This window comes from Streptomyces sp. NPDC092369, assembly GCF_044755245.1.
Lineage (GTDB): Bacteria > Actinomycetota > Actinomycetes > Streptomycetales > Streptomycetaceae > Streptomyces.
In genome coordinates, this window is the sequence record NZ_JBIVQP010000002.1 from 432,622 (window position 1) to 452,085 (window position 19,464).

Here is a 19,464-nt window from a genome sequence, read left to right on the forward strand (position 1 = left end):
TGATGACGCTCTTTTTCCCTCCTCACCACAGGACCGGAACGGCCGTGACCAGTACCGTCGTAGTCATGACGACTTCCGCATCCCCTGCCCCCGCAACCGAAGGCGCCATATCCGGCAGCGGCACCGTGACCGACCGCCTCGTCGAGGCGAACGCACGGTACGCCTCCGCCTTCACCGACCCGGGTATGGACGCCCGTCCCGTCCTGCACGTCGCCGTCGTGGCCTGCATGGACGCCCGCCTGGACCTGCACGCCGCACTCGGCCTGGAGCTCGGCGACTGTCACACCATCCGCAACGCGGGCGGCGTGGTCACCGACGACGTGATCCGCTCGCTCACCATCAGCCAGCGCAAGCTCGGCACCAGCAGCATCGTCCTGATCCACCACACCGGCTGCGGCCTGGAGGCCCTGACCGAGGACTTCCGCACCGAACTGGAACTGGAGGTCGGCCAGCGCCCCGCCTGGGCCGTGGAGTCCTTCCGGGACGTCGACCAGGACGTACGCCAGTCCATGCAGCGCGTGCGCACCTCACCGTTCCTGCTGCACACCGAGGACGTGCGCGGATTCGTGTTCGACGTGAAGACCGGCCTGCTGCGCGAGGTCGACCCGGCGTAAATCCCCGGCATGCCGGATGCCAAGCACGGTAAAACCCGACATATCGCGGCCAGTTGTCCACAGTCGAGTGACACGAAACGGTAACGGCAGCAAGAATGCGGGTGTGGCGCCCCGGGGAACTTTTTTCGCGCGGTGTCCGTGTTTCGGGGTGGGCCGGTCCGCAGCACAGCGCGACGGCCCGGAGAAAGAACGGGCCGAGGAGGGCCGGGTGACGACCTATGACGATCGAGCGAGCCTCACTGATCTGACCGCCACTGTGGAGCGTGTCCGCAGTTCGGTGGAAGGAGTGATCGAGGGCAAGCCCGAGGTCGTACGGCTTTCGCTGACCGTGCTGCTCGCCGAGGGACATCTTCTGATCGAGGATGTCCCCGGCGTGGGCAAGACGATGCTGGCCAAGACGCTGGCACGGTCCATCGACTGTTCGGTACGGCGAATCCAGTTCACCCCTGACCTGCTCCCCTCGGACATCACAGGGGTGTCCATCTGGGATCAGCAGCGCCGGGAGTTCGAGTTCAAACCGGGCGCGATCTTCGCGCAGATCGTGATCGGCGACGAGATCAACCGGGCCTCGCCGAAGACCCAGTCCGCGCTCCTGGAGTCCATGGAGGAGCGTCAGGTCACCATCGACGGGACGACCTACGAGCTGCCCAGCCCCTTCATGGTGGTGGCGACCCAGAACCCGGTCGAGATGGAGGGCACCTACCCGCTGCCCGAGGCGCAGCGCGACCGCTTCATGGCACGGGTCTCGGTGGGCTACCCCAGCGTGGAGGCCGAGCTGCAGATGCTCGACGTGCACGGTGGGATCTCCCCGCTGGAGGACCTGCAGCCGGTGGCGCACGCGCACGACATCGTGAAGCTGATCGAGGCCGTCCGCGGCGTCCACGTGGCCGACACCGTCCGCAGGTACGCGGTGGACCTGGTCTCGGCGACGCGCACGCACCCCGACCTCAGACTCGGCGCCTCACCGCGCGCGACGCTGCATCTGCTGCGCGCGGCGAAGGCGTCCGCCGCCCTCAGCGGCCGTGAGTACGCCCTGCCGGACGACATCCAGGCGCTCGCCGTCGCCGTCCTGGCCCACCGGCTGCTGCCGACCGCCCAGGCCCAGCTCAACCGCCGCACGGCGGAGCAGGTGGTCCAGGAGATCCTCCAGCGCACCCCGGTGCCCGCGACGCCCCAGCAGCAGGGCGGCTACGGCATCGGCCACGGCTCGCCCGGATACGGCCAGCAGCCGCCGCGGAGGCTGTGATGTCCTCCGGGAGCACCGGGCATCCGGACGCCGAGCGCGACGAGAAGGGCGGCGTCCGTACGGCCCTCGCGGGTCTGACCACCCGCGGCCGCTCCTTCCTCGCGGCCGGGATCGCGGCCGCGATCTGCGCCTACGTCCTGGGCCAGAGCGACCTGCTGCGGGTGGGCCTGCTGCTCGCCGCGCTGCCCCTGGTCTGCGCGCTGTTCCTGTACCGCACCCGCTACCGGGTGGCCGGCAGCCGCCGGCTCTCCCCCGCGCGCGTGCCGGCCGGCAGCGAGGCCCGCGTCCACCTGCGGATGGACAACGTCTCCCGGCTGCCCACGGGCCTGCTGATGCTCCAGGACCGGGTGCCCTACGTCCTCGGTCCGCGCCCCCGCTTCGTGCTCGACCGGGTGGAGCCGGGCGGCCGCCGCGAGGTGTCCTACCGGGTCCGCTCCGACCTGCGCGGCCGGTATCCGCTGGGCCCCCTCCAACTGCGCCTGACCGACCCGTTCGGGATGTGCGAACTGACCCGCTCCTTCTCGACGTACGACACCCTGACGGTGATCCCGCGCGTGGAGGCGCTGCCCCCGGTGCGGCTGACCGGGGAGTCCAAGGGGTACGGCGAGGGGCGGCAGCGCTCGCTCGCCCTGGCCGGCGAGGACGACGTGATCCCGCGCGGGTACCGCTACGGCGATGATCTGCGCCGCGTCCACTGGCGGCTGACGGCCCGTTACGGCGAGCTGATGGTGCGCCGCGAGGAGCAGCCCCAGCGCTCGCGGTGCACGGTGCTGCTCGACACCCGGGGCCTCGCCTTCGAGGGGGCGGGCCCGGACTCGGCCTTCGAGTGGGCCGTCGCGGCCACCGCGTCGGTGCTGGTGCACATGCTCGAACGGGGCTTTTCCGTACGGCTGTTGACGGACACCGGCAACTCGGTGCCCGGCGAGGGCGCCGACGGGTTCGCGGGCGCCAGTCAGGAGACGGCCGACGCGGCCGGCCTGATGATGGACACGCTCGCGGTGATCGACCACTCGGACGGCACGGGCCTGTCCCGCGCCTACGACGTGCTGCGCGGTGGCAACGAGGGACTGCTGGTGGCCGTCTTCGGCGACCTCGACGAGGAACAGGCCGCGGTGGCCGCCAAGATGCGCCAGCGCAGCGGCGGCGCGGTCGCCTTCGTGCTCGACAGCGACGCCTGGGTGCGGGAACCGACCGATGTGCCCGGGGCGTTGGACAGGAGCGAGGACCGGCTGCGGATGCTGCGGGAGGCGGGCTGGACGGCCCTGCGGGTGCCGCGGGCGGCCTCGCTGAGCGAGCTGTGGCGCCAGGCCGACCGTGAGCGCACGGGCCTGACCGCCGCCGGCGGGACGATCGGTGAGGGGACGGGATCATGAGCGGACGGGCACGACTGGCGGTGTTCGCCTGGGCGGCCACGCTGCTGGCCTCCTGCGCCCTGCTGCCGTTGGTCGAGCCGGCCACCTGGATCCTCCAGGTGGCCTTCCTGCTGGCCGTGCAGAGCGGCGTGGGCGCGGCGACCCGGCGGGTGCCGCTGGCCCGGCCGCTGACCGTGGCCGCGCAGGCCCTGGTCACGCTGCTGATGCTGACCCTGATCTTCGCCCGGCAGCAGGCCCTCCTCGGGATCGTGCCCGGTCCGCAGGCCTTCCAGCACTTCGCGGACCTGCTGCGGCTGGGCGGCGACGACATCTCCCGGTACTCGATCCCGGCCCCGCTGGCGTCCGACGGCATCCGGCTGATGATCCTCGGCGGTGTCCTGGTGATCGGGCTCGCGGTGGACACCCTCGCGGTGACCTTCCGCAGCGCGGCCCCGGCCGGTCTGCCGCTGCTCGCGCTGTACTCCGTCGCCGCCGGGCTGTCCGAGGGCGGCGCCGACTGGCTGTGGTTCCTGGTCGCGGCGGCCGGCTATCTGATGCTGCTGCTGGCCGAGGGCAGAGACCGGCTCTCGCAGTGGGGCCGGGTTTTCGGCGCGGCGGCCCGCGCTCCGGGCGGCGAGCCCGGCGCGGTGGCGCCCGTCCGCGCGGGGCGGCGCATCGGCGTGGTCGCGCTCGGCCTCGCCCTGGTGGTGCCCGTCGCGCTGCCGTCGATGGACGGCGGCCTGCTGGACGGCGCCGGCGCCGGAGTCGGCGCGGGCAACGGCAGCGGGGGCACGATCTCCGCGGTCAACCCCCTCGTCTCGCTGCGCGACAATCTGAACGTGGACGAGGACCGCCAGGTCCTGACCCTGAAGACCAACAGCGACGACCTCTCGGACATGTACCTGCGGATCGTGTCGCTGGACGACTTCGACGGCAGCACCTGGAAGCCGGCCAAGCGTCACATCACCTCCGTACCGGACCAGTTGCCCACCCCGACCGGCCTCAGCGGCGACGTGAAGCGGGCGGAGATCGAGACCCGCGTCTCGGCCGCGGGCTGGTACCAGCAGGACTGGCTGCCGATGCCCTATCCGCCCAGCGGCGTGGACATCACGGGCAACTGGCGCTACGAGCCGGTGGGCATGACGCTAGTCGGCGACCACGGCCAGACCACCGGCGGAGAGACGTACACGGTCAAGAGCCTGGACGTGCAGCCGACGGCCGAGCAGCTCGCCGACGCGCCGGAGCCGCCCGCCGCGCTGAAGCGCGACTACACCAAGGTGCCGGACTCGGTGCCCGCGGTGGTCGCGAAGACGGCGCGCGAGGTCACCAAGGGGGCGACGAACCATTACGAGCAGGCGGTCAAGCTCCAGGACTACTTCACCCTCGACGGCGGCTTCGAGTACGACACCCAGGTGGACGTCGGCACCGGACCCAACGCGATAGCCAAGTTCCTCAAGGACAAGCAGGGCTTCTGCGTCCACTTCTCCTTCGCGATGGCGGCCATGGCCCGCAGCCTGGGCATCCCGGCCCGCGTCGCGGTGGGCTTCGCGCCCGGATCCCCGCAGGCGGACGGTTCGGTGACGGTGGGTCTGAAGGACGCGCACGCCTGGCCCGAGCTGTACTTCGAGGGCGTGGGCTGGACCCGCTTCGAGCCGACCCCGAACCGCGGTACGACTCCCTCGTACACCCAGACGGAGGCGCCCGGCAGCTCGCTCCCGGACGTGGCACGGCCCTCGACGTCCGCGGGCGCGTCCACCTCGGCGGCGCCCTCGGCGAGCACGAGCTGCGACGCGGCGGACAAGAAGCTGGAGGCCTGCGCGGCCGCGCTCCCGCTGGACACGTCGACGCCGGGCGACTCGGGCCCGCACTGGTACGAGATCGCGAGCTGGACGCTGCTCGGCCTGTTGGCGGTCGTGGCACCGCTGCTGCCCATGCTGTGGCGGCTGAGAAGGCGCCGGGTGCGGCTGGCCTCGGCCCAGCACGCCTCGTCCGGCCCGGGGCTGCCCCAGGGCCGGCGCAAGGCGGGAGCCCGGGGCACGGGCACCGCCGACGGTGTCGGTGTGGCGGTCCTGCCGGGCGAGGTCGTGCCCGCGTACTCCGCCGAGGTGGCCGCCGGGCATGTTCTGGCGGTCTGGCGCGAGCTCACGGACACGGCCTGGGACTACGGCATCGAGCCGGACGACGCGCTGACCCCCCGCAAGGCGGCCGCGCGGATCGTGCGGCTCGGGCAGCTGGAGCAGGAGCCAGCCGAGTCGGTGCAGCGGGTGGCGCATGCCGTGGAACAGGTGCTGTTCGCGCCGCAGCCGCGGGCCGTGCCAGGCCTGGCCGACGATGTGCGCAGGCTCCGGGTGGCCCTGCGGTCCAGGGCGAGCCGGTCGACGCGGCTGCGTGCGGTCCTGGCGCCCCGTTCGGCCGTCCGTGCGCTGTGGGACGCCTCGGACCGCTGGACGGCGCTCAAGGCCCGCTGGGCCGAACGGTGGGCGACCGCGCTGCGACGCCCGTCCGGACAAGAGCAGGGCGGCTGAACCGTCCGTGTGAGCGACACGGCCCCGGCCCTCCGGAGGAGATCCTCCGGAGGGCCGGGGCCGTCTGCTGTCAGCAGCAGCCCTGTGCCGCTGCCCGGGGCACGTTCCCGCGGCGCGGGGCACGGTCGTCGGCAGTCACCCGCAGGCGCCGGCCGCTGTTGCCCGGCCGCATGCCGCCGGCCGCATGCCGCGGGGCGAGCGCCGTCACTCGGCATCTGCCGTCGCAAGGCCTTGCCGCCCCGCTCCCGGCCGTCCCTCCGGATCGCCCTGCCCGCTAGCCGTGCCTGTCCCCGCGGACGCGTCACGCCGGGCCCACCGGCGTCAGGGCGTGCGTGAGGGGGTGACCACCCGTTCGGTGGTCACCCCCTCAACCGCGTGGTGAAGAGCGGCTCTAGAGCTATTGGCCCTGCTGTTCGTCGCGGCGCTTCTGCCAGCGCTGCTCGATCCTGTCCATCATGGAGCGCTTCTGCCGTCCCTGACGGCGCGCCTGCGGGGCACCGGCGGGCTGCTCACCTGGCTTGGGGGCCTTGCGCCAGCCGGTCACGGCGAGTACCGCACAACCCAGCATGACGAGGAATCCCACCACGCTGAGCCAGACCTGCTTGGCGACCATTCCAGCCATGAGGAGCGCGATACCCACGAGGAAGCCCGCGACCGCCTGGTAGACCCGTCGCCGGGTGTACGTGCGCAGCCCGCTTCCCTCAAGCGCTGTCGCGAACTTGGGATCTTCGGCGTACAGCGCTCGCTCCATCTGCTCGAGCATTCGCTGCTCGTGCTCCGAGAGCGGCACGGAGTCCTCCTCATCGTGCAGTCGCCGGGGCGACTAGGGGGTCCCTTCAGGATAGGCAGGGAATCGCCCCCGTGAAACCCGCCCCTCTGCGCCAATTGGCCAACCGGAATCCGCCATGAGCGTCCCGGTCCGCTGAATCTTCCATTCCCCAGCAGCCGACCCGTCATGCCGGGTGGTCTCCCTCGATCATACGGCGACGAGCGCCCGATCGGGGGGCCTGTGGCGTACTCCATGTGCAGCCAAGTCCCTGATCAGCGCCGCGGCACAGGAGGCCGCTCAGGCCTCGTCGGCCCCTCGCGTCTCACCGAGCACGTGGAGCTGGGTGGCGACCGAGTGGAAGGCCGGCAGCGCGGCGGCCGCCTCCTCCAGTTTGAGCAGCGCTTCAAGGGCGCCGGGCTCGGTGTCCACGAGCACGCCGGGGACCAGGTCGGCGAAGACCCGCACGCCGTGCACGGCACCGACCGTGAGGCCCGCGCCCTCGACCAGCGCGGTGAGCTGCTCGGCGGTGAAGCGGTGCGGGACGGGGTCACCCGTGCCCCAGCGGCCGTTCGGGTCGGTGAGGGCCTGGCGGGCCTCGTTGAAGTGGCCGGCGAGGGCGCGCGCGAGCACGGCTCCGCCGAGTCCGGCGGCGAGCAGGCTGAGGACGCCCTCCGCGCGCAGGGCGGCCACCACGTTGCGGACGCCCTCGGCCGGGTCGTCCACGTACTCCAGGACGCCGTGGCACAGCACCGCATCGTAGCCGCCGCGCTCGACCACGTCGAAGAGTCCGTGGGCGTCGCCCTGGACGCCCTGGACGCGGTCGGCGACACCGGCCTCGGCGGCGCGGCGCTCCAGCGCGAACAGGGCGTTGGGGCTGGGGTCGACGACGGTGACGCGGTGGCCGAGGCGGGCGACGGGCACCGCGAAGTTGCCGCTGCCGCCGCCGGTGTCGAGGACGTCCAGCGCCTCCCGGCCGGTGGCCTTGACCCGCCGGTCGAGGGCGTCCCGGAGGACCTCCCACACCACGGCGGTACGGAGGGAGGCGCGGGGCCGGGAGGGGTCGGAGCGCAGCGGCGTCGTTTGCGGGCGGTCTTGGGAGACGGGCGGGCGCATCGGGTCCGACACGGCAGTTGACTCCTCGGCGCGGCACCGCCTCTTGCGCGGCGGAGCGAACGGAACGCCTCCCCTGCCGGGGGCATGCGGGAGGCTTCAGGCGCCCTCCACCCTATTGCCTCCCATGCCGGACCCGGTCCCACGACGGCGCCCCCGGACGACCCGTCTCACGAGCCGGACCTGGGGGCATCACGCCCGGCCTTCATCCCGCGTCCGGGTAGTCGCGTTGCCTGTCGACGTCCGAGGCCGCCTCCTGGTGATCGGTGTCCTGGCGCGGTTGTGGGAGGACCGGCTGGAGGACGAGCATGCGCTCGACGAGGCGCAGGAACATCGCCACGTCGCGTATCAGGTCGTCGGCGTCGCGGCGGCTGGCCGCGCCCTGGATGCCGGCCTCCGCGCGAGCACGGCGGGTGGCACCGGAGGCGAACAGGGCGCTCCACTCGGCGAGTTCGGGCACGATCTCGGGGAGCACTTCCCAGGCGCTCCGTATGCGGGCCCGCCGTCGGGAGGTCGGCTCGGGGCGTCCGCGCGCGGCGAGCACCGCGGCGGCGGTGCGCAGGGCGGCGAGATGGGCCGTGGCGTAACGCTCGTTGGACGTTTCCAGGACGGCGGCCTCGTCGAGTCCGGCGCGGGCCTGGGCGAGCAGGTCGAGGGCGGCAGGTGGGGCCGTGGTCCGGCGCAGTACGGGGTGCACATCGCTCGCCGGTCCGGTCAGTGAGGGGGCAGGGCCGGTGGCGCGGCGCCGGCGGGCGGCGGCTGCGTGGTAGCTGGCCATGACGAACCTCCTGTCGTCTGCGTGACGGCTGTGTGGCCGTATGTGTCCATCGTGCGGTATGGCACTGACAATCCGATCTGACCTGCGCTTTTGCTTCGATCTAAGGTTCGGGATAGTTTTTGCACTGACCAGTCAGTTCAAAAATGGTGGGGATGGGGACGGGTGCAGGGGATGGGGGAAACCGTGACCGGTGTCGGCGTCACGGCCCGGGATCTCGGGCTGAAAGGGCCGCGCGGCTGGGCCTTCCGCGGTGTCTCGCTCGACGCGGAACCCGGCTCGCTGATCGCGATCGAGGGACCGTCGGGGTCCGGCCGTACGTGTCTGCTGCTCGCGCTCACCGGGCGGATGAGGGCTACGGAGGGTTCGGCGGCCGTGGGCGAGTGGCGGCTGCCGAAGCAGTTGGCGGCCGTCCGGCACGTCAGCGGGCTCGCCCATGTCCCCGGCGTCACCGACCTCGACCCGGCGCTGACCGTCGCCGAGCACCTGCGTGAACGGGCGCTGCTGCAACGGCGGTTCGGCGACTCCCTGCGCGGGCTGCTGCGGCCCCGGGCCGAGCGGGCGACGGAGACGCGGCTGCGGATCGACAGCGCGCTGGCCGCCGCCGGGCTGGACCTGGACGCCCTGCCCAAGGGCACCCGGACCGCCGTACGGGATCTGGAGCGGCTGGAGGCGCTGCGGCTGTCCGTGGCCCTCGCCCTCATCAGCCGGCCGCGACTGCTCGGCGTCGACGACACCGACCTCAAACTCACGGACGCCGAACGGGCGGAGGTCTGGGCGCTGTTGAGGTCGATCGCCGCGTCCGGCACGACCGTCCTCGCCGTGTGCGGCGAGGCGCCCGAAGGCACCGTCGCGGTGTCCACGCACGCGTCCCCGCAGTCGTCCACGAACGAGTTCCCGAAGACATCCGCGAAGACGTCCCCGAAGGCATCCACGAAGGAGGAGCAGGCCGATGCGCTCGCCGAGACTCGCCGCCCTTGAACTGCGCCGCTTCGGCCGGGGCAAGCTGCCCCGCGCCGCCCTGGTCGCCCTCCTGGTGCTGCCGTTGCTGTACGGCGCGCTGTACCTGTGGTCGTTCTGGGATCCGTACGGGCGGCTCGACCGCATCCCCGTGGCGCTCGTGAACGACGACAAGGGGGCGCGCGCCGACGGGAAGGAGGTCTCGGCGGGCGCCGACATCACCGAGGGGCTGCGCGAGAGCGACGTCTTCGACTGGCACGAGGTGAGCGCCGACGAGGCACGCGCGGGCGTGGAGGACGGGACGTACTACCTGTCGCTGACCATGCCGGCCGACCTCAGCCGGCGGATCGCCTCCAGCGCGGGCGACTCCCCCGAGACGGGCGCACTCCAGGTGCGTACGAACGACGCGAACAACTACATCGTCGGGCAGATCTCGCGCACGGTCTTCGGCGAGGTGCGCCGGGCCGCGTCCACCAAGGCGTCGCGGTCCTTCCTGGACAAGATCTTCATCTCGTTCTCCGACATCCACGGCCAGACCGTGAAGGCCGCGGACGGAGCCGACCGGCTCAAGGGCGGCATCGGGAAGGCGGAGAAGGGCTCGCAGGACCTCGCGGACGGGCTGAAGGACGCCAAGGACGGCAGCGGCAAGCTGTCCAAGGGGCTGAAGAAGCTCGACCAGGGCGCCGGTGACCTGGCGGACGGCTCCGCGCGCGTGGCGGACGGTACGCAGACGCTCGCCGACAAGGTCAACGGGGTCGACGCGAAGGTGGGGCCCTTCCTCAAGGACAACGAGAAGACCATCGGCGACACGGCCCAGCTGGTCGCCGACTCCTCGAAGGCCGTCCGCGCGAACCTCGGCACCCTGGTGAAGGCGGCCCCGATCGCGGCCAAGGGCGCCCACACGGCCGCCGACACGCTGAACGACATCTACAAGGCGCGCTGCGTGAACCCCGTACTCCCGGACGCGGCCTGCTCCGACCTGAAGAAGGCCAAGGACGCCGCCGCCCAGGTGGCCACGGTCGCCGACGACCTGAACACGCTGATCGGCGACCAGGACGGCGACCTGAGGAAGCTCGACAAGAACCTGGCCACCCTCCAGGAGCAGGCCCAGGCGCTCGCCGACCGCGCGCCGCACCTCTCCGAGGACCTGGCCGGCGCCGTCGCCAAGATCAACAAGCTCAACGAGGGCGCGGGGAAGGTCGCCGCGGGGGCGAAGAAGCTGAACAAGGGGCTCGGCACGGCCAGTTCGGGCGCGACGGAGCTGGACACGGGCGTCGGCAAGCTCAGGACGGGCGCCGAGGATCTCAACGGCGGTATGTACAAGCTCGTCGACGGCTCCGGGAAGCTCGCGGGCGGGCTGCACGACGGCGCCGGGCAGATCCCCGACTACGACAAGCAGGACCGCGACGCGCGCACCGACGTGATGGCCGACCCGGTCCAGCTGGTCTCCAAGGACATGCACAAGGCACCCAACTACGGCACCGGTTTCGCCCCGTACTTCATCCCGCTGTCCCTGTGGGTGGGCGCGATGGTGGCCTACATGCTGATCGCGCCGATGAACCGGCGCGCGCTGGCCGCGGGTGCCTCCGCGTGGCGGATCGCGCTGGCGGGCTGGCTGCCGGTGGTGGCGATCGGGGTGCTGCAGACGGTGGCTTTGATGTCCGTGCTGCACTGGGCGATCGGCCTGGAGATGGCCCACGCGGCCGGAACCGTTGGCTTCCTGTTCCTGGTCACGGCATGCTTCGCGGCGCTCGTGCAGTGGCTGAACGCACGCTTCGGTCCGGCCGGCCGGATCCTCGTACTCGCCCTCCTGATGCTGCAGTTGACGTCCGCGGGCGGCACCTACCCCGTCCAGACCAGTCCGGACTTCTTCAACGCGATCCACCCCTTCCTGCCGATGAGTTACATCGTCGAGGCCCTCAGGAGGCTCATCACGGGCGGCGGCCTGGGACCGGTGTGGCACGCGTGCGTGGTGCTCGTCGCCTTCACCGCGGGCGCCCTCGCGCTGACCGCGCTGTCGGCCCGCCGCCGCCAGGTGTGGACCCTCGACCGTCTGCACCCGGAGCTGAGCCTGTGAGAATCGGGACCATGGAAAGCAGCAGCATCCCGTCGGGCGGCAGCACCCGCCGCGAGGCCACCCGACAGAAGCTCTACGAGGCGGCCGTCACGCTCATCGCCGAACAGGGCTTCTCCGCCACCACGGTGGACGAGATCGCCGAGCGTGCCGGGGTCGCCAAGGGCACGGTGTACTACAACTTCGCCAGCAAGTCGGTCCTCTTCGAGGAGCTGCTGCGACACGGCGTCGGCCTCCTCACCGCCTCCCTCCGCGAGGCCGCCGAGCAGACGGCGCGGGACGGCGGCAGCAAGGTGGACGCCCTGGACGCGATGATCCGCGCGGGACTCGGCTTCATCGCCCGCTACCCGGCCTTCACCCAGCTGTACGTGGCGGAGCTGTGGCGCACCAACCGGACCTGGCAGTCCACGCTCATGGTGGTGCGCCAGCAGGTCAACACCGTCGTCGAGGACGTGCTGAGCGACGGCGTGGCGGGCGGCGAGTTCAGCGACGAGATCGACATCCGGCTGACCGCGGCCGCGCTGGTCGGCATGGTCCTGGTGGTCGCCCTGGACTGGCAGTCCTTCCAGCCGGAGCGTTCCCTGGACGACGTCCACGCGGCGCTGTCCCGACTGCTCCAGGGACGCGTCAGCGGCCACCCGGGCTGACCCCGGAGACACACGAAAGCGCCGGTCCGCTGTGGCCGCGTCCCCCGCGGGCCACCTCGAACCGGCGCCTTCTCGTGCTCCCCCGTGTTTCCCGTTCCCCCCTGTTGGGACCCCGTTCCGGTCATTCCCCCGGGTTCCCCCGTGCCTCGCTCCCGCCGACAGTGCCGGCGGAAGGAGCGGATCGTGGGCGGCTCCGTTCCGGCGCCCCGTGTCGCCGGTGCCGGAGCCGATCCCCTTTCCGTGCCTCCACTCTCTCGTTCACGCAGGTCGGGCCCCATCCGCGCGCGTACTCAACTCACCCACTAGGTACGCATACTCAGCCATCCGCGCTCAGCCCCAGGACGCCGGTTCGCCGACTGGTTACGATCGCCCCCGTGTCCGTACTTCCCCTGGTCTTCACCAGCGGCTGGGCCAGCGGCATCAACGCCTACGCGGTGGTGCTGCTGCTCGGCGTGTTCGGTGCCACCGGACTGACCGACGACGTGCCCGAGGCGATGCAACGCCCCGAGGTCCTCGTCATCGCCGGCGTGCTGTTCCTGATCGAGGCCGTCGCCGACAAGATCCCCTACCTCGACTCGGCCTGGGACTCGGTGCACACCGTGGTCCGGCCGGTCGCCGGCGCCTGGGTGGGCGCGCTGCTCGCCGGGCAGAGCGGGTCGATGAACGATGTGGTGGCGGGTCTGGTCGGCGGTTCGACGGCGCTGGCCAGCCACACGGTCAAGGCCGGGACGCGGATGGCGATCAACACCTCGCCGGAGCCGTTCAGCAATGTCATCGTGAGCCTGGCCGAGGATCTCGGGGTCGGCGGGCTCGTCACGTTCGCGATGTTCCATCCGCAGGCGGCGGCGATCATCGCGGCCGTGCTGCTGGCGGCCGGACTGACGGTGCTGATCTTCCTGATCTCCCGGATCCGCCGTTACCTGCGCCGCCGGGCCCAGCGCCGGGAGGAACGCAGACTCGTCTCGCGGGTGGACCGGCCCCCGGACTGACCGCGTGACCCCCCGCCCGTGCCGGGATTGTCAGTGGCGGTCGATAAAGTCGCGGGCATGGGACGGATCACGGTGATCGGCGCCGGAATGGGCGCACTGGCGGCCGCCGCCCGGCTGGCCGTCGCGGGCCACCGGGTGGCGGTGTACGAGCGTGGGGAGACGTACGGCGGAGCGCTGGGCCGCGTCGAGCGGGACGGCTTCGCCTTCGACACCGGCCCCGGTCTGCTGCCGTTGCCCGCGGTCTGGCGCGACCTGTTCGTGAAGACCGGCAAGGAGCCGCTGGAGGCGTGCGTCGAGCTGGTCCAGGTCGACCCGTCCGCGCGGCACCTCTTCGCGGACGGCACCGAGGTCACGCTGCCGAACGCCTCGCGCGCGGGAGCGGTCACCGCCCTCGACGAGGCGCTCGGCGCGGGCGCGGGCGACCGCTGGGGCGACTTCCTGGTGCGGGCCCGCGAGGCCTGGGACCGCACCCGCCGGCCCCTCCTGGAGGAGCCCCTGTGGTCCGACTGGTCGGTGCTGGGCGAGCGCGAGCCCTACCCCTCGGTCCCCCACAAGCGGCTGCTGCGCACCCGGCGGGCGGCCACGCTCGCCGAGATCGGCGCCTGGGAGCTGCGCGACCCCCGGCTGACCGCCCTGCTGGAGAGCCACGCGCTCGCCTACGGCCTGGATCCGCGGGTCGCTCCGGCGAGCGCGGCCGTCCTGCCGTACCTCGACCATGCCTTCGGCACCTGGTATGTCCGGGGCGGGCTGCGGGAGTTGGCGCGCGCGGTGTACGAGCGGTGCCTGGCCCGCCGGGTCGAGTTCCACTTCGGCAACGAGGTCACCGGGATCCTGGAGAAGGACGGCCGGGCGGCGGGCGTGGAGTTGGCGGACGGGTCGGTGGCGGAGGCCGACTTCGTGGTCGCCGGTGTCGCGCCCGACGTGCTGGACCGGATGCGGGGTACGGCGGTTCGGGGTGACGGCGAGGTCCCGCCGCAGCGCGGGCTGCCGAGCCGCCTGTCGGTCCTGCTGGCACTGCGGGGCGGGCGGCCGGAGGGGACGGCGCATCGGACCGTCGTGCACGCGGAGGACCGCGAGCGGGAGCTGGAGCTGCTGTTCGGCACGGGCGCGGGCACCAACACCGGCACGTCGTCCGGGCCGGTCACCAGACCCACGGTCACCGTCCTGCGCCCCGACGATCCAGCCCTGGTCCCGGACGCCGACCATGAGGCGATCACGCTCACGGCAGTGGTACCGGCCCAACTCGACGCCGTCCAAGCGGAGTTCGAGGGCTACGAGCCGCACGCCCAGCACCTGATCGACGTCGCCGAGCGGGTCGTACCGGAGCTGCGAGAGCGTCTGCTGTGGCACGAGGTGCGCACCCCTGCCGACATAGCAGACGCGACCGGCGTGGCAGACGGAGCCGTACCGGCGCCCGCGCTGGCCGCTGCCGGCGGCGCGTTGCTGCACCCCGCCAACACCACCGCCCTGCCCGGTCTGTTCACCGTCGGCGGCTGGTCGCATCCGGGCGGCGGGCTCGCGCATGCGGGCATGTCGGGCGCGCTGGTGGCCGGACTGATCGTGGAGGGACCGGAGTTCCGGGGCTCGCAGTGAGGTGAGCCCCGGAAGGCAGCGCTGCTGAGACGTCAGAAACGGTACTGCTGCTCGTCGTACCCGTGCTGCTGCTGGCCCTGGCCGTCGTGCTGACCCTGGCCGCTGTCTTGGTAGCCGTACCCCTGCTCAGGCGGGAGTTCGCCGCCGTAGGACTCGTCGGTGCGCTGCTGCGGGACCCACACTCCGTTGCCCGGGGTGTCCGTGCCGTAGCTGGTGTTGCCGTACTGGTCCTGGCTGTAGCCCTGCTGCTGGCCGTACTGGTCGTAGCCGGCGTCGTACCCGCCGCCGTAGGCCTGGGTGCCGATGTACGGGTCGGAGTAGGCGGCGTACTGCTGCTGCCCTGTGGTGTCGTAGCCGTACTGCTGCTGGTCGTAGCCGGAGTAGTCGTACGCGTAGTTCTGGTCGGCGCCCTGGGCGGCCGTCGCGTACTGGTCCTGGCCGGGGTAGGCGCCGGACTGGTCGTTGTTGTTGGCGGCGGCGTACGCGGCGTCGCTGTAGACACCGTAGGAACCGGTGTCGTCGGGCAGCGGCTGCGGCTCGTAGACCGCGGTGGACTCGGCGGCCGTGGGCTGCGCGGAGCGGGCCGGTGCGAAGACGTCGTCGCGGTCGAAGTCGTCGGCGTCCTGGCGGTAGGCCGCCCGCTCGTCGCCGTAACCGCCGTCCCCGTAACCGCTGTCGGCCGACTGCAGGTCGGAGACCTCCAGGTTCGGGTCCAGGTCGGGCTCGCCGCGGCGGCGCTTGGAGTCATCACCGGCGCCCGGTCGGCTGACCGCCCAGCCGGAGGCGAAGCCGCGGCGGAACGACAGCGTGACGTAGGTCTGCCCGACCGCGAACGCGGCGGCACCCAGTCCGATGACGATGACCGAGGGGATCAGCACCCCGAGCACGACGCCGAGGAAGCCGACGAAGGCGAGCAGTCGCCAGCGCAGCCGCGCCTTGTACTGCAGCAGCACCTCGCCAAGAAGCCATAGCGCGACGATGCCGAACGCGATGTAGAGGACCGTCCAGCCCATGTACGCCCCTCTCCCAGTGGCCGCTACGCAGTGTGTCGTATGTCTGTGCGGCCGGTCTAGGCCCGCGGGGGGTGGTGCAGGCCCAGGTTTTCGTAGATTTCCAGGGACGCCGTGGAGTTGTTGAGCGTGATGAAGTGCAGTCCTGGCACGCCTTCGTCCAGCAACCGCGCGCAGAACTCCGTGGCGAATTCGATCCCAATGGAGCGTACAGCGGCCGGATCGTCTTTTGCTGTGAGGATCCGCTCTTTCAGGACGGAGGGGATCGCCGCGTTGCTGAGCTGTGGAAGCCGTTCGAGCATCTTCACGCTGGTGACCGGCATCACCTCGGGGATGACGGGGGTGGCACAGCCTGCGGCGGCCACCCGGTCGCGCAGGCGTAGGTACGACTCCGGTTCGAAGAACATCTGCGTGATGGCGTAGTCGGCGCCGGCCCGGCACTTGTCGACGAAGTGCTCGACATCACTGTCCCAGTCGTCGGAGCGCGGGTGCATCTCCGGGAAGGCGGCGACGCCGACGCAGAAGTCGCCGGACTCCTTGATGAGCCGCACCAGTTCGGCCGCGTAGGTCAGGCCCCGCGGGTGCGGCACCCACTCGGCCATGGGGTCGCCGGGCGGATCGCCGCGCACCGCGAGGATGTTGCGGATCCCCGCGTCGGCGTACTGGCCGATGATGTTGCGCAGTTCGGCGACGGAGTGGTTGACCGCGGTGAGGTGGGCGACCGGGGTGAGCGTGGTGTCGGCCTCGATCTGCTGGGTCTCCTTGACGGTGCCCGCGCGGGTGGAGCCGCCGGCGCCGTACGTCACGGAGACGAAGTCCGGGGCGACCGCCTCGACCCTCCGCAGCGCGCCCCACAGGTTCCGCTCCCCCTTGGGGGTCTTCGGCGCCGAGAACTCGAACGAGTACGTCGTCTTGCCGGACGCCAGGATGTCGCGCACGGTGCGTGCGTGGTCCGTCCTGGTGGATGCGGTTCCGAGAGCCATACCCGCAGGTTAACCAGGGGGCGGCGGTCACCCAACCGGATGCCGGATATTTGCCCGGATTGTCTGCCGGTTGTCCACCCATCGGACAACCGAACGGACACCCGGGCAGGCAATCGGGCGGGCGACCGGGCAACGGCCGGGCGGCCCCGCGGTCTCCCGCGGACCACCCGTCCCCTCACGCCTCCCGCAGCCGCTTCGCGAACTCCGCCGCCGCTGCCCCGGGATCGTCGGCCTCGGTGATCGCCCGCACGACGACCACCCTGCGGGCGCCGGCCGCCAGCACCTCGTCGAGGTTGCCGAGGTCGATGCCGCCGATGGCGAACCAGGGGCGGTCTGTGCCGAGGGCGGCGGTGTGCCGGACCAGGTCGAGTCCTGGGGCGTGCCGGCCGGGCTTGGTGGGGGTGGGCCAGCAGGGGCCGGTGCAGAAGTAGTCGACGCCCTCCTGGACGGCGGCGGCCTCGGCCTCCGGCTCCGCGTGCGTGGAGCGGCCTATGAGGACGTCGTCACCGAGGATCGCGCGGGCCGCGGGGACCGGGAGATCGCCCTGGCCGAGGTGGAGGACGTCGGCACCTGCGGCATGGGCGACGTCCGCGCGGTCGTTCACCGCGAGGAGCCTGCCGTGCCGGGCACAGGCCTCGGCGAGGACCGCCAGGTGCTCCAGTTCCTCGGCCGCCTCCATGCCCTTGTCGCGCAACTGCACGATGTCCACGCCGCCTGCCAGCACGGCGTCGAGGAACTCCGGCAGATCGCCCTGGCGCTTGCGGGCGTCCGTGCAGAGGTAGACACGGGCGTCGGCTAGCTCTGCGCGTGCGGTGTCGGACATGTGCGGGTCCCTCCCGGGGTTCGGCGGCATGCGGTGCGGAGCGGCGACCGTCGGACGAGGTCGCCGCCGCGCACCGAGGCCGCGGTCGGCCACGGCCGTGGCCCCTTGCCCGCCCCGGCCCGTCGGTCAGTAGTGCCCGTCAGACGGCGAGCGCCTGGGCGCGGCGCTTCACCTCCGTACCGCGGTTCTCGGCGAGGGCCTGTGCGGGGGTGCCGGGCAGGCTCGGGTCGGGCGTGAAGAGCCACTCCAGCATCTCTTCGTCCGTGAAGCCGTCGTCCCGCAGCAGCGTCAGGGTCCCGGTCAGGCCCTTGACGACCTTCTGCTCGACCGTGTCGATGAAGGCGGCGGGGACGTGCAGCGCGCGGTTCTCACCACGGCGTACGGCGATGAGCTGGCCGTCCTTGACCAGCTGCCGCACACGCGTCACCTCGACGCCGAACTGCTCGGCGATGTCGGGGAGCGTGAGCCACGCGGGGACGAGAGCATCGATCTTTGCGTCAATCTCGGTCACGACGACAAGCCTGCCATCCCGGACTGACAGTCGGAAGCCAGCCGCCTTCCACCTGCGGTTTTCCAACGGCCTCGGGCCGACGCACTCTCCGGACCGACACAGCTCCGGACCGGCGCGGCTCCGGACCGACGCACTCTCCGGACCGGAGCTGCTCCGGACCGGCAGGACCCCGGAAAGGGCAGGACCCCAGACCGACACGGCCTCAGACCGACACGGCCTCAGACCAACGCGGCCTCAGACCAACGCAGCCTTCAGCGGGCGCCCCGCGTCCGCGAGTAGTCCCGGGTCCATCTCGGCCCCCGCCTCGATCAGCCGCCGCCCCTGCGCCAGGTCCCGCGGCCTGCCCACCGCCAGCAGGGCGACCAGGCGGTTCTCGCGCAGCCAGCACACCGACCAGGCGGGTCCGGACGGGTCGCCGCGCCACAGCAGCGTGTCGGCGGACGGGTGGTGGCCGGCGTACTGGACGAAGCGGCCGAACTGCTCCGACCAGAAGTACGGGACGGGGTCGTACACCACGGGCGCCTCGCCCACGATGTTCGCGGCGACCGTGCGCGGGCCCTGGAGGGCGTTGTCCCAGTGGTGGACCAGCAGGCGCTCGCCGTACCGCCCCGAGGGGAAGGACGCGCAGTCGCCGACCGCGTAGACGTCCGGCGTGGAGGTGCGCAGGCGGTCGTCGGCGAGGACCTCGCGGTGGGCGCCGAGTGCGATGCCGGAGCCGGTGAGCCAGCCGGTGGCGGGACGGGCGCCGATGCCGACGACGACCGCGCCCGCGGGCAGCCGGGAGCCGTCGGAGAGGACCACCTCCCCGGGCTCGACGCGCTCCACGCGTGCGTGCGTACGCAGCGTGACGCCCGCGTCGGCGTACCAGGCGGCCATCGGCTCCGCGACCTCGGCGGGCAGCGCGCCCGCGAGCGGCCGGTCGGCGGCCTCGACGACGGTCACCGCACAGCCCGCCTCGCGCGCGGCGGTGGCGAACTCCGCGCCGATCCAGCCCGCGCCGACGACCACGATGTCGTGCTGCCGGGCGAGCACCGGGCGCAGCCGCTCGGCGTCGTCCAGGGTGCGCAGCAGGTGCACGCCGGGCACGCCGTCGGTGCCGGGCAGCCGGATCGGTTCGGCGCCGGTGGCCAGGACCAGGACGTCGTACGGGACCGGTCCTGCCTCCGTGTCCAGTTCCCGGTCGGCGGGGCGGACGCCCAACACCTCGCGGCCCAGGCGCAGTTCGATGCCGAGCGCCTCAAAGTCGACGTCGAAGGCGGAGCCCTCGGCCTTGCCCAGCAGGACGGCCTTGGACAGCGGCGGCCGGTCGTAGGGCTGATGGGGTTCGGCGCCGAGCACGGTGACAGCGCCGGTGAAGCCCTGTTCCCGGAGGGCGACCGCGGTCTGCACCCCGGCCATGCCCGCGCCGACGACGACCACGCGCCGCTTCGGTGACGCGCCCTCTTCCCGCGTCCGCTCGCTGTCCCGCGTCTGCTCGCTCACC

At 72.2% G+C, this 19,464-nt stretch carries 17 protein-coding genes; 9 read left to right on the forward strand and 8 right to left on the reverse strand.

Annotated features, from left to right (window positions below):
- The first annotated feature begins 65 nt into the window (after positions 1-65).
- The 4 genes from ACIQI8_RS11605 (at position 66) to ACIQI8_RS11620 (ending at position 5,737) form a co-directional block, all read left to right on the forward strand.
- Complete coding sequence (locus tag ACIQI8_RS11605) at positions 66-614, forward strand: beta-class carbonic anhydrase (RefSeq protein WP_402347616.1); 549 nt, start codon at positions 66-68, stop codon at positions 612-614.
- A 208-nt stretch (positions 615-822) separates the two neighbouring features.
- Positions 823-1,860 carry an AAA family ATPase gene (locus ACIQI8_RS11610; protein ID WP_402347619.1) on the forward strand — a complete coding sequence of 346 codons (1,038 nt, stop codon included), beginning with the start codon at positions 823-825 and terminating at the stop codon, positions 1,858-1,860.
- The gene (locus ACIQI8_RS11615; RefSeq protein ID WP_402347622.1) at positions 1,860-3,233 is read left to right on the forward strand and encodes a DUF58 domain-containing protein; all 1,374 of its coding nucleotides are present in this window, start codon (positions 1,860-1,862) and stop codon (positions 3,231-3,233) included. The genes ACIQI8_RS11610 and ACIQI8_RS11615 overlap by 1 nt, the downstream gene beginning before the upstream one ends.
- Positions 3,230-5,737, forward strand: coding sequence for a DUF3488 and DUF4129 domain-containing transglutaminase family protein (locus ACIQI8_RS11620; RefSeq protein ID WP_402347625.1), 2,508 nt, complete (start codon positions 3,230-3,232; stop codon positions 5,735-5,737). The genes ACIQI8_RS11615 and ACIQI8_RS11620 overlap by 4 nt, the downstream gene beginning before the upstream one ends.
- Positions 5,738-6,134: 397 nt before the next feature.
- On the opposite strand, the gene ACIQI8_RS11625 is transcribed toward ACIQI8_RS11620, so the two are convergent.
- The 3 genes from ACIQI8_RS11625 to ACIQI8_RS11635 all read right to left on the reverse strand — a co-directional run bounded on the left by ACIQI8_RS11625 (position 6,135) and on the right by ACIQI8_RS11635 (position 8,394).
- Positions 6,135-6,527 (reverse strand): DUF3040 domain-containing protein, encoded by a 393-nt coding sequence (locus ACIQI8_RS11625; protein ID WP_124004258.1) that lies wholly within the window; start codon positions 6,525-6,527, stop codon positions 6,135-6,137.
- Positions 6,528-6,803: 276 nt separating this feature from the next.
- Positions 6,804-7,631, reverse strand: a complete 828-nt coding sequence (locus tag ACIQI8_RS11630; RefSeq protein WP_402347628.1) for a methyltransferase — start codon at positions 7,629-7,631, stop codon at positions 6,804-6,806.
- Between the two features lie 190 nt (positions 7,632-7,821).
- On the reverse strand, positions 7,822-8,394 hold the full coding sequence (locus tag ACIQI8_RS11635; RefSeq protein ID WP_402347631.1) for an SAV_6107 family HEPN domain-containing protein: 573 nt from the start codon (positions 8,392-8,394) through the stop codon (positions 7,822-7,824).
- 171 nt (positions 8,395-8,565) lie between these two features.
- Between ACIQI8_RS11635 and ACIQI8_RS11640 the strand changes: the two genes are divergently transcribed.
- From ACIQI8_RS11640 to ACIQI8_RS11660, 5 genes are all read left to right on the forward strand, one after another.
- Positions 8,566-9,372 carry an ATP-binding cassette domain-containing protein gene (locus tag ACIQI8_RS11640; RefSeq protein WP_402347634.1) on the forward strand — a complete coding sequence of 269 codons (807 nt, stop codon included), beginning with the start codon at positions 8,566-8,568 and terminating at the stop codon, positions 9,370-9,372.
- Positions 9,344-11,428, forward strand: coding sequence for a YhgE/Pip family protein (locus ACIQI8_RS11645; protein WP_402347636.1), 2,085 nt, complete (start codon positions 9,344-9,346; stop codon positions 11,426-11,428). The genes ACIQI8_RS11640 and ACIQI8_RS11645 overlap by 29 nt, the downstream gene beginning before the upstream one ends.
- 11 nt (positions 11,429-11,439) lie before the next feature.
- Positions 11,440-12,072 carry a TetR/AcrR family transcriptional regulator gene (locus ACIQI8_RS11650; protein WP_402347640.1) on the forward strand — a complete coding sequence of 211 codons (633 nt, stop codon included), beginning with the start codon at positions 11,440-11,442 and terminating at the stop codon, positions 12,070-12,072.
- A gap of 374 nt (positions 12,073-12,446) precedes the next feature.
- On the forward strand, positions 12,447-13,061 hold the full coding sequence (locus ACIQI8_RS11655; RefSeq protein WP_402347642.1) for a DUF4126 domain-containing protein: 615 nt from the start codon (positions 12,447-12,449) through the stop codon (positions 13,059-13,061).
- A gap of 57 nt (positions 13,062-13,118) precedes the next feature.
- Complete coding sequence (locus tag ACIQI8_RS11660; protein ID WP_402347644.1) at positions 13,119-14,654, forward strand: phytoene desaturase family protein; 1,536 nt, start codon at positions 13,119-13,121, stop codon at positions 14,652-14,654.
- 32 nt (positions 14,655-14,686) lie between these two features.
- Here ACIQI8_RS11660 and ACIQI8_RS11665 read toward each other — a convergent pair whose 3' ends face one another.
- From ACIQI8_RS11665 to ACIQI8_RS11685, 5 genes are all read right to left on the reverse strand, one after another.
- Positions 14,687-15,667 carry a hypothetical protein gene (locus ACIQI8_RS11665; RefSeq protein ID WP_402347647.1) on the reverse strand — a complete coding sequence of 327 codons (981 nt, stop codon included), beginning with the start codon at positions 15,665-15,667 and terminating at the stop codon, positions 14,687-14,689.
- Between the two features lie 56 nt (positions 15,668-15,723).
- Positions 15,724-16,647 carry a methylenetetrahydrofolate reductase [NAD(P)H] gene (gene metF, locus ACIQI8_RS11670; RefSeq protein WP_402347650.1) on the reverse strand — a complete coding sequence of 308 codons (924 nt, stop codon included), beginning with the start codon at positions 16,645-16,647 and terminating at the stop codon, positions 15,724-15,726.
- 175 nt (positions 16,648-16,822) lie between these two features.
- Entirely contained in the window at positions 16,823-17,470 is a 648-nt protein-coding gene (gene thiE / locus ACIQI8_RS11675; protein ID WP_402347653.1) for a thiamine phosphate synthase, read from the reverse strand.
- Between the two features lie 139 nt (positions 17,471-17,609).
- Positions 17,610-17,981 carry an Rv2175c family DNA-binding protein gene (locus ACIQI8_RS11680; RefSeq protein ID WP_402347656.1) on the reverse strand — a complete coding sequence of 124 codons (372 nt, stop codon included), beginning with the start codon at positions 17,979-17,981 and terminating at the stop codon, positions 17,610-17,612.
- Positions 17,982-18,215: 234 nt separating this feature from the next.
- Positions 18,216-19,463 carry an NAD(P)/FAD-dependent oxidoreductase gene (locus ACIQI8_RS11685; protein WP_402347659.1) on the reverse strand — a complete coding sequence of 416 codons (1,248 nt, stop codon included), beginning with the start codon at positions 19,461-19,463 and terminating at the stop codon, positions 18,216-18,218.
- Position 19,464 lies beyond the last annotated feature (1 nt).

What these genes read in the sequence shown, in the direction of transcription:
- ACIQI8_RS11605 (WP_402347616.1), top strand. Translation starts at nt 66, where the DNA reads ATGACGACTTCCGCATCCCCTGCCCCCGCAACCGAAGGCGCCATATCC.
- ACIQI8_RS11615 (WP_402347622.1), top strand. Translation starts at nt 1,860, where the DNA reads ATGTCCTCCGGGAGCACCGGGCATCCGGACGCCGAGCGCGACGAGAAG.
- ACIQI8_RS11620 (WP_402347625.1), top strand. Translation starts at nt 3,230, where the DNA reads ATGAGCGGACGGGCACGACTGGCGGTGTTCGCCTGGGCGGCCACGCTG.
- ACIQI8_RS11635 (WP_402347631.1), bottom strand. Translation starts at nt 8,394, where the DNA reads ATGGCCAGCTACCACGCAGCCGCCGCCCGCCGGCGCCGCGCCACCGGC.
- ACIQI8_RS11640 (WP_402347634.1), top strand. Translation starts at nt 8,566, where the DNA reads ATGGGGGAAACCGTGACCGGTGTCGGCGTCACGGCCCGGGATCTCGGG.
- ACIQI8_RS11645 (WP_402347636.1), top strand. Translation starts at nt 9,344, where the DNA reads ATGCGCTCGCCGAGACTCGCCGCCCTTGAACTGCGCCGCTTCGGCCGG.
- ACIQI8_RS11650 (WP_402347640.1), top strand. Translation starts at nt 11,440, where the DNA reads ATGGAAAGCAGCAGCATCCCGTCGGGCGGCAGCACCCGCCGCGAGGCC.
- ACIQI8_RS11660 (WP_402347644.1), top strand. Translation starts at nt 13,119, where the DNA reads ATGGGACGGATCACGGTGATCGGCGCCGGAATGGGCGCACTGGCGGCC.
- ACIQI8_RS11665 (WP_402347647.1), bottom strand. Translation starts at nt 15,667, where the DNA reads ATGGGCTGGACGGTCCTCTACATCGCGTTCGGCATCGTCGCGCTATGG.
- metF (WP_402347650.1), bottom strand. Translation starts at nt 16,647, where the DNA reads ATGGCTCTCGGAACCGCATCCACCAGGACGGACCACGCACGCACCGTG.
- thiE (WP_402347653.1), bottom strand. Translation starts at nt 17,470, where the DNA reads ATGTCCGACACCGCACGCGCAGAGCTAGCCGACGCCCGTGTCTACCTC.